The organism is Kitasatospora sp. NPDC022856 (assembly GCF_055561235.1).
Window position 1 is genome coordinate 1 of the sequence record NZ_JBVHHE010000094.1, and the last position, 7,338, is coordinate 7,338.

A 7,338-nucleotide genomic window follows, 5' to 3' on the forward strand; every position below is an offset into this window, starting at 1 on the left:
CATCCGCATATCGCATGCCACACGGTCTACAGCGACAGGTGACCATCCGTCAGCAAAACGGCAGATCTACCACCCCAAAGAGCTGATGTCAGTATGCGGGGCGTCCTCGCAGATACCGATCTTTGCCGTCTCTGGATCCGAGCGATGAAGGAGGTAGATCAAGCCCGGCACATCGTCCTTGAAGCCGGTGATCTTGCACTTTCGCGAGTTGCAGGCGCCTTGGCCCCGGTAGAGGTTGCCCAGGCGCGGTTCCACGTCGGCCCCACACTCGATGCAGGTCCCCGGCCAGGGGGTGTTCGTGCTCTTGAACGTCTGCGGATCACCGGGAAGAACGCGGTAGGAGAGAGCTCGCTCCCAAGCCTGCTCAGGGGTCAGAGGAGTGTTGGGCGCGCAGTGTATGCACGCTCCCTGGCCGTTCCGGACATCGTTCAGACGAGGGGTCACGTCCTTGTGGCACCGGAGGCATTCGCCGAGCCACGGCGTGTCGACACCGGGGTAGGGCACCTTCGGCTCAACCCGCCCCGAGTCCACCATCATCTTGATCGCATCGTCGGGATGGATCTCCCGCGGTGAGGGCGGCGCCGATGCTGTTGCCTGCGGTGGCAGCGACGGCGAAGAGAGCGCCGATGCGGCTGTTGCTCCGCTGGATCAGGGACCGGTCGACCAGGCTGGGCAGGAGACTGATCGCGGCGGCATCGTGTAGCACGCCTGCCCCTCCCTGGACGGCCGCGACCATCATCAGATGGGGCAGGGACAGCCGGTCCAGGAAGGTCGCCACCGGCACGCTGGCCAGTGCGGCGGCGCTGATCAGATCACCGGTGATCATCTGCTTCCGCTTGGCGTGGCGGTCGGCCAGCGCCCCTGCGTGCAAGGCCAGTAAGGCGGGCGGAAGTTGGCCCAGGAAGGTCAGCCAGGCGACCTCGGCGGTGGTCGCGTCGAGTTCGAGTACCGCCAGTACGGGGATCGCCATGGCGCTGATCGAGCTGCCGGTCACGCTGGCTGCCTGTCCGGTCAGGTAGCGGCGGAAGTCGCGGTGTCGCCACAGCGATGGCCGGGCGCTGGGGGAGGGAGAGGGGTCAGTGGAGGAGGTCATGGAGCACCTCCTCGGCTTGGGTCAGGCGGTCGCGTAGCTCGGTCATGGCCGCGTGCCGGTTGCGGCCGTACGCCTCGAGCTCGGGGGTGAGCGCGGCCGGGTCGTCGACGGCCTCGGACAGCGGATACACCGAGCAGGCCAGGTATCCGGCGGCGATCCTGGGCACGGCAAGGAGCTCGTCGGCCGGCAGCGCCGGGTTGGCTGCCCGGTAGGCGGCGATCGCGACGGCCAGACCGGTGGGCCAGTCCGGCTCTGCCAGGACCGTGCGCGGGTCGAGGGCGATCCGCCCGAGTTCCCAGGCGGGGCTGCGGTGAGCGGGCGGCCGAAAGTCGATCAATGCCGCCACCCGCTGCCCCCGCAGGAGGAGGTTGGGCGAGGCCAGATCGCCGTGGACTGTCTGCACGGTCAAGGACGCCGGCAGCTCTTTGACCATGGCGGCCACAGCAGGCAGCGCGTCGAGCCGTCGGGCGGCGGTCTCCTGCGCCCAAGCGGCAAACCCCGAGACGGGCGGCTTCTTGGCGAAGCGGGCGACCAGCCTTTCGAGGCGCTGCCGGGCCCGCTTCACATCGCAGACCTCGCTCGCGGGCACGCGGCGCGGAGGCCCGGCCAGGTGCCGGGCCAGAGTCCGGTGCAGGCGCCCGACCGTCTCGCCCATCGCGGCCCACCGGCCGCCGGACAGGCCGCCCTCCGCTGTCTCCGCGTTCTCGACGAACGCCGCGACCGACACCGCCATCCCGCCGGCGGCCGCGATGAGGTCACCGTCCAGGGTCTGCCGCACCACCGGCACCGGGATCCGGCCGAGCCGCGCGAACTGGCCGAGGTCCAGGGCCCGGCGTTCCGCGTCCAGATCGGTGCCCGTCGGGTAGGCCTTCACGAACCACCGTTTGCCGTCACTGTCCCGGGCCACGTAGTTGCGGGTTGCCGTTCCCGCAGGGCCCTCGTCGACCGCGGTCGGGACGATCCGGTAGAACAGCGGCAGGATCCCCGCCACGACCATCACGTCCGACTCGGTGCGGTTCATCACCGCGCCCCCGACCGGCCGGCCGTTTCGGGCCAGCAGCCGCCGCAAGGCTCGGGCATCAGCTTGCAGCTGCTCCTCGTCCTGTCGTCCGAGATCGAGCGCCTCGAAGGGCAGCGGCCCGCCCGCAGCCGGGTCCGTGCCGGCTTCGCGGCGGGGAACGCAGTGCCAGTGGAAGGCGTGCGGGATCTGGTTCCCCAGCAGCAGGTAGTTCATCTTCAGCGGCTCGTAGAGCGCCTCCACCCCGCGGCCCAGGGCGAGGACGTCGCGCCAGAACGCGGCCGCCTCCCCCTCGTCCAGCTCGGTGGGCTCCGCGACGGTGTAGATCACGACGGCGTACCCGCGGACCTGGCCGCTGCGCCACAGGTAGGCGTTGCTGACCTCTCCGCGTCTGAGAAGGAGGCCCCAGCCGATGTCATCGGCGGCGAAGTCGTTCTGGCACATCGGGCAGCCGGCGCCGACCCGGTGCGCGGTGAAGTCCGTTGGCCAGGCGCTGCTGGCTGGCGAGTGTGCGGAATGGGCCCGAGGGGGGTCGGGAATCATGCTGCCTCCCCGGTGGTGCGCTGCTGGAGTTCCCACAGGGAGCGGAACAGCCCCGGCTCGCGGGTGAGCTGCGCATAGGTCCCCTCCTGCACCAGGCGTCCCTGGTCGAGGACGACGATGCGGTCGGCCACCGCGACATTGGCGAGCCGGTGCGTGATCAGGAGAATGGCCCGGTCCTTGGCCAGCTCCCGCAGTCCGGTGAAGACGTGGTGCTCAGCTCGGGCGTCGAGGGCGGCCGTGGGCTCGTCCATCACCAGCAGGGCCGCGTCGCGGTGGAAGGCCCGGGTGAGCACGACACGCTGCCACTGCCCGCCGGACAACTGCTGGCCGCCGAACCACTCGGAGGTCAACAGGGTGTCGAGGCCAGACCGGAGAGCGGGCAGCATGTCGGCAGCTCCGGACGCCTCACAGGCCGCCAGGACGGCGGCGTCACTTCTGTCGCCCTGCCCGAAGGTGATGTTGTCACGCAGGGTCAGCGGCAGGTACGTGTACCGCTGCGGGGCCAGGGCGACGTGCTTCCACGCCTCCCAGGGCTCCATCTCGATCGTGGTCGTGTGGTCCCAAGCCACCTCGCCGGAGGTCGGCAGGAGCAGGCCACAGATCAGCCGGGACAGCGTGGACTTCCCCGATCCGTTCTCTCCGACCAGGGCCACGATCTCCCCGCGCCGTACCTGCAGCGACACCCCGCTCAGGCTGTCCCGCTCGGCGCCGTCGTACCGGTAGGTAACGTCGCGGACCTCGAACCGTTCCGGGGCCGCGGACAGAGTGTTCGTGCCGCGCGAGCCGGCCATGGCCTGCCCGTGGGCGTTGTCGAAGAAGTTCTGCCAGTCCTGGACGTACCAGCCGGTGCGCACCAGCCGGGCACCGCCGTTGATGATGCCGCGGACGGATCCGGTCGCCGTCTGGAGGGCGAAGACTGCGCCGCCTCCGGCCGCCAGGTCCATACGCCCGGAGGCCACGAGCCACAGCAGCGCAGCCCACACCGCGGCCGAGGCCACCCCGCCGGCGGCCGCGCCTGCCAGGCCCATCCGCGCGCCTGTGTCCGCGGCCTTGCGTTCGGCGGCGTTGACCGAGGCGGCGAGACGCCGGTACCGGCCGAGGAGGAACGGTCCGGCCAGGCAGGCGCGCATCTCCTCGCTGGACTCCATGTAGGCCATGTGCCAGCGCAGCTTGTGCAGCATCCGGCGTCGACCCGAGGTCTCCAGACCGGCCAGGTACACCACGCGGGCGGCCCGCACGTACGCGGCTGCCTGGGGCAGGCACGCCAGCAGCAGCAGAGGCAGGAGGAGCGGGTGGATCACGGTGAGGACGGTGGCTCCGGCCGCGAGGGTGGCGGTGGCGGCCAGCACGTCCTGGGCTTCCTCCACGAGGTCGGGGGTGACCTGGGAGCCGCGGTCGGCGATGTCGTAGAAGTCGTTGTAGCCGGGTTGGTTGTTCGCGGCGAGCTCGGCGCCGAGGGCCGCCTCGATCATGGTGACTTCCGCGGCCCGGGCCAGGAAGGGCCGCAGCCGCCCGGTCAGCCACGTCACCGTGATGCCCAGCAGGGCGCGAAGGCCGGTCGCTGCGGCGATGACGGCCAGCTGCGGGGCCGCCTCCCACAGCCGGTCGGAGATGTCGCCGGAGGAGATCAGCGCGGTCAGGGTTCCGGTGACGGCCAGCAGGCCCAGGGCCGCGAGAACGCCGGTGCCGACCTGGCAGGCGAGCAGGCCGGCCGTCGCGACCCGGTCGACCCGCCAGGCCATCTTCAGGGAGCGCAGCACCAGCGCGGGCAGGCGCCGCGCCATCGTGACGGTCGTCATCTGCGCACCGGCCTGAAGCCGGGAGGTGTCCCGGTAGAGGAACTCCTCCTCCTGGGACGTGCTCACAGCATCTTCGGGAGGGCCCGCCTCCGATACGTTCTCGCCCTGCTGCTCGGATGTATTGCCCATGCTCAAGCTGTCCCCCGATCTGTCGGTCACGGCTGGTCCGTGATGCTCAACGAGCTGGCTGAGATATCGAACTGGTGTGTTTCAGTCGCTCCGGATTTCCCGAGATGGAGCGGGTAGCGGCACGTGGAAGGTGCATGGACCCGCCCGGCGCAACGGGTCTGCCGAGCCGCGTGGTTGGCCGAATCGCCGAGGTTCGCACCGGAGAGCGGGGGTGGCCTGGCGGGCTGGCCGCGGCAACGCCGCAATGGCCACGCACCGCCGCACGGGTCGATATCGTGGTGCCGGTGCGGATGATGGATGCCGAGTTCGGTTCCACGACCTTCGTGGTCGTCGATGTGGAGATGCGCCGCCAGCCAGGCGGCCTTGTTCCGGCGGCCGTAGCCGCCCTCGCTCTCAGCGGGTCGGACTTCCAGCCCTTGTGGCGGGTTCACCAGGAGATCCGCGAGGAGCTGCACTCCTCCTGGAAGAAGCCGCGGCCGCCTCGACTGCCTCACGAACTCCCCGAGGGGTCTTCGGGACTCGCCCTGCGGGAGATCGAGCGGCATGTCACGGCGCAGCCCCATCGGATCGTCGCCGCGCTGGGCTTCATCGAGGCCTCGCTGCTGCACACCGAGCGGGCCGCGTGCCCGCGTCTGGCCTCCCTCACCCGCTGGGACGCAGTGGAGCTCGCTCGAACCGCCTGTCCCGGCGTCGAGGGAGGGTTCGAGGAGCTCGCCCGGTATCTGGGTGTGCGGCTGCACCCGGGACCCCGGCCAGCCACCCAGGAGGCCTGGGCAGTGGCCCAGGTGTTTCGACACGCAGTCGAGCGCGGTGCGGCCGCGGGCCGGTGGTCGACCTTCGCTCAGCTGGAGGAGATCGCCGGGACCGCAGCGAAGCCGGTCGAGGAGAAGTACCTTCCGCCGCCCACGATCCAAAACTCGCTGTTCGACTGACGGCCCCGGTTCCGCCCCGGGGCCGGGCCGGTCATGCCCGGCGTGCGACGACGATGCATCGCGTGCTGTCGCCGGTGAGAGGGCTGCCGTCGTACCCGCCGAACGTGCCGTGAACCGTGAACCCGGCTTCGGCGAACGCCCTCCGAAGGTCCTCCGGGGTGTAGAGGCGCGAGGAGCTGTGGAACGGTTCGACGTGCCCGTCCTCGTAGCGGGTGGACATGCGACTGTTGAGCCGGGCGGTCGCCGGGTCCCAGGTGGTGTGCACGGTGGTCGTCGCCTCAGGACCTTTCAGGATCCGGGTGCCCACCTTGGCCGTGGCGCTGTTGGGCGGGAAGTGATCCATCCCCAGGAGGGCGCCGGGCCGCAGGACACGGGCGGCCTCCTTCAGGACGGCGAGGTCTTCCTCCGGGGTGTCGAGGAACCCGAAGCTCCGCAGCATCAAGACGGCGTCGGCCGAGGCGTCGCGGAAGGGCAGTGCCCGGACGTCGGCGCGTACGAAACGGGGGCGCCGGCCGCTGGCGCCTGCTGACGAGGCGGCGTGAGCGAGCATGTCGAGGGACAGGTCCACCCCGACGGTGCGGTGGAAGCCGCGCCGGGTGAATTCGTGCGTGTGACGGCCGAAGGCGCAGCACAGGTCGAGGACCGCCTGGCTGGACTGAAGGCCCATGTGGTGGATGAAGAAACCGACACTACGGCGGGTCTTGGCGTGGTTGTGGTGGCTGTAGCGCTGGTGGGGGCCGCGGCCACGGTAATTGGTGATCCACCAAGGTTCTTGATCGGCTACGGCTTGGGCGCGGGGCATGTCACTCCGAGGGCGCGAGAGGACGGGACGGTGGAGCTCTGCCTAGTGCGCTCGGTGCCCCTGACCACGGGCATGGACAGGGGCACCGAGCGGGTCACTCGGGGATGAGGCCGTGCACGGGGACGAGGAGGCCGTCACGGACGGCGAGGACCCGCATGCCGGCTTCCAGCGCGGACGTGATGCCGTCCGGCGCGTCGTCGACGGCCAGGCAACGGGAGGGCGCTCGCCCGATCAGTCGGGCGGCCTCCAGGTATGCGTCGGGGGCCGGCTTCCCGCGTGCCACCGATTCGGCCGTCACCACGACCGGCAGGAGCCCGCCGAGGTCGAGCCGGTCGATGACGGGATGGATGAGGACTCCGGCCGCGGCGGAGGCGACGGCTCGCGGCAGCCCCAGATCCTCGGCCCGCCGCAGCAGGTTCATCGTGCTGTCGATCAGCCGCGGCGGTGGGCCGTTGAGCAGCAGGCGCCGGCTGGCGGGCACGATTTCCTCGACCGGGAGCGTGCGCAGGCCAGCGAGGCGGGTGATGACCTCGCGGATGGGCAGACCGCAGTTCAGGGTGTACCACTGCGGGTCGACGTCCACGCCGTACGGGGCGAGGGCCTGCTGGAGCGCGCTCAGCCGGATCTGGGCATTGTCGACGACGGTGCCGTCCCAGTCGACGACGACGCCGTCGACGTCCTGGAGCAGCTCGTCCGCATCGGGTGCAGCCGCTGGGACGGGCTGCGGCGGGAGGTTCAAGGTCATCGTCCCTCCGCCCAGCTCTTGGCTTCGCGCTGGATGCTCTCGGCGAAGCGGTGCAGGTCGGCCTCGGTGGTCTGCTGCTGGAGGGTGACGGCCAGCATCCGGTCCACGGCCTGGGCGGCGCGCGGGCAGTCGGCCGGGCACAGGTCCTGGCAGGCCGGGTGCTGATGTGCCGCCCGGAGCCGGTACTGACATCAGCTCTTTGGGGTGGTAGATCTGCCGTTTTGCTGACGGATGGTCACCTGTCGCTGTAGACCGTGTGGCATGCGATATGCGGATG

At 70.6% G+C, this 7,338-nt stretch carries 6 protein-coding genes; 1 reads left to right on the plus strand and 5 read right to left on the minus strand.

Annotated features, from left to right (window positions below; all coding sequences use genetic code 11):
• Window positions 1-511: 511 nt before the first annotated feature.
• From ACZ34W_RS38080 to ACZ34W_RS38090, 3 genes are all read right to left on the minus strand, one after another.
• A complete protein-coding gene (locus ACZ34W_RS38080) occupies window positions 512-1,093 on the minus strand; it encodes an MFS transporter (RefSeq protein ID WP_465611007.1) in 582 nt (193 codons plus the stop codon).
• On the minus strand, window positions 1,077-2,555 hold the full coding sequence (locus ACZ34W_RS38085) for a phosphotransferase (RefSeq protein ID WP_465611009.1): 1,479 nt from the start codon (window positions 2,553-2,555) through the stop codon (window positions 1,077-1,079). The genes ACZ34W_RS38080 and ACZ34W_RS38085 overlap by 17 nt, the downstream gene beginning before the upstream one ends.
• A 95-nt stretch (window positions 2,556-2,650) precedes the next feature.
• Window positions 2,651-4,582, minus strand: coding sequence for an ATP-binding cassette domain-containing protein (locus ACZ34W_RS38090; protein WP_465611011.1), 1,932 nt, complete (start codon window positions 4,580-4,582; stop codon window positions 2,651-2,653).
• A 134-nt stretch (window positions 4,583-4,716) separates the two neighbouring features.
• Between ACZ34W_RS38090 and ACZ34W_RS38095 the strand changes: the two genes are divergently transcribed.
• Window positions 4,717-5,514, plus strand: coding sequence for a hypothetical protein (locus tag ACZ34W_RS38095; RefSeq protein WP_465611013.1), 798 nt, complete (start codon window positions 4,717-4,719; stop codon window positions 5,512-5,514).
• Window positions 5,515-5,545: 31 nt separating this feature from the next.
• On the opposite strand, the gene ACZ34W_RS38100 is transcribed toward ACZ34W_RS38095, so the two are convergent.
• Both ACZ34W_RS38100 and ACZ34W_RS38105 read right to left on the minus strand, forming a co-directional pair.
• Window positions 5,546-6,316 (minus strand): class I SAM-dependent methyltransferase, encoded by a 771-nt coding sequence (locus tag ACZ34W_RS38100; RefSeq protein WP_465611015.1) that lies wholly within the window; start codon window positions 6,314-6,316, stop codon window positions 5,546-5,548.
• Window positions 6,317-6,410: 94 nt separating this feature from the next.
• On the minus strand, window positions 6,411-7,061 hold the full coding sequence (locus ACZ34W_RS38105; protein ID WP_465611017.1) for an HAD family hydrolase: 651 nt from the start codon (window positions 7,059-7,061) through the stop codon (window positions 6,411-6,413).
• Between the last annotated feature and the right edge of the window lie 277 nt (window positions 7,062-7,338).